Annotated in this window: 1 protein-coding gene; it reads right to left on the reverse strand. The window is 71.3% G+C overall.

Translation table 11 applies throughout. The annotated features are described in order from the left end of the window. Positions 1 to 1,240 (reverse strand): serine hydroxymethyltransferase (locus ACZ4YY_RS37460; RefSeq protein ID WP_468299873.1); only part of this gene is annotated, 1,240 nt, incomplete at both ends.

Consider the following 1,240-nt stretch of genomic DNA (forward strand, 5'->3'; position numbering starts at 1 on the left):
CAGGCCGGGGTAGAGCGGGTGCTTCGCGACCAGGGCGGCCACCCGGGCCTTGAGCGCCTCCACGTCGTAGGACGGCTTCAGCGCCGCGGCGATCACGTCCGCGACCTCGGCGAAGTCCTCGGCCTCGAAGCCGCGGGTCGCCAGGGCCGGGGTGCCGATCCGCAGACCGGACGTCACCATCGGCGGACGCGGGTCGTTCGGGACGGCGTTGCGGTTGACCGTGATGCCGACCTCGTGGAGACGGTCCTCGGCCTGCTGTCCGTCCAGCTCGCTCTCGCGCAGGTCGACCAGGATCAGGTGGACGTCCGTGCCGCCGGACAGGACGTTCACACCGGCCTCGCGGGCGTCCGCCGCCGTCAGCCGCTCGGCGAGGATGCGCGCACCCTCCACCGTACGCCGCTGCCGCTCGGCGAACTCCTGCGAGGCCGCGACCTTGAACGAGACCGCCTTCGCCGCGATCACGTGCTCCAGAGGGCCGCCCTGGAACCCCGGGAAGACGGACGAGTTCAGCTTCTTCGCGAACTCCTTCTTCGCGAGGATGATGCCGCCGCGGGGGCCGCCCAGCGTCTTGTGGGTGGTGGAGGTGACGACGTGGGCGTGCTCCACCGGGTTGGGGTGCAGGCCAGCCGCGACCAGACCGGCGAAGTGCGCCATGTCCACCCACAGGTACGCCTCGACCTCGTCGGCGATCCGGCGGAACTCGGCGAAGTCCAGCTGCCGCGGGTACGCCGACCAGCCGGCGATGATCACCTTCGGACGGTGCTCCTTGGCGAGCCGCTCGACCTCGGCCATGTCGACCAGACCGGTCGCGGTGTCCACGTGGTAGGCGACCACGTCGAACTGCCTGCCGGAGAAGTTCAGCCGCATCCCGTGGGTCAGGTGACCGCCGTGCGCCAGGTCGAGGCCGAGGATCGTGTCGCCGGGCCGGGCCAGCGCGAACAGGGCGGCCTGGTTGGCGGAGGCGCCGGAGTGGGGCTGCACGTTGGCGTACTCGGCGCCGAACAGCTCCTTGACCCGGTCGATCGCGATCTGCTCGGTGACGTCGACGTGCTCACAGCCGCCGTAGTAGCGGCGGCCCGGGTAGCCCTCGGCGTACTTGTTGGTCAGGACCGAGCCCTGCGCCTCCATGACCGCGAGCGGGGCGAAGTTCTCCGAGGCGATCATCTCGAGGGTGGACTGCTGCCGGTCCAGCTCGGCGTCGACCGCGGCGGCGACCTCCGGGTCGAGCTCGTGCAGGGGC

Source organism: Streptomyces sp. NPDC030143 (assembly GCF_055573695.1).